The sequence below is a fragment of the Achromobacter sp. GbtcB20 genome, from assembly GCF_019091095.1.
Classification (GTDB): Bacteria; Pseudomonadota; Gammaproteobacteria; order Burkholderiales; family Burkholderiaceae_B; genus Achromobacter; species Achromobacter mucicolens.
The window spans coordinates 1-269 of record NZ_JAGXJZ010000554.1; the positions used below are offsets into that span (position 1 = coordinate 1).

General features: G+C 60.6%; 1 pseudogene. It reads left to right on the plus strand.

Annotation, left to right across the window (positions count from 1 at the left end):
• A pseudogene (locus KVT32_RS30195) lies at positions 1 to 231 on the plus strand (endonuclease); the annotation flags it as partial.
• Between the last annotated feature and the right edge of the window lie 38 nt (positions 232 to 269).

Below are 269 nucleotides of genomic sequence, written 5' to 3' on the forward strand. Positions count from 1 at the left end.
TCAAAAGTCGGCGCGCTGCCGGCGCCCAAGCTGCGCGCCCTGGTCGACGAAGCCCGTCAATACAGTTTCGATTTCCTGGGGTGGAAAAAGGAGTACGTGCTCAAGCAGCACTGGCTGGCCCATGCGAAGACCACTTGCCCGCGCTGCCACATCCCTTTCAAAAAAGCCCACCTCGGCCGCAGCAACCGGCGCAGCTTCTTCTGCGAGCGTTGCCAGAAGCGCTATGAGTGAGTCATTCATCCAACACTGCCGGTGTTGCCTCGCGAACG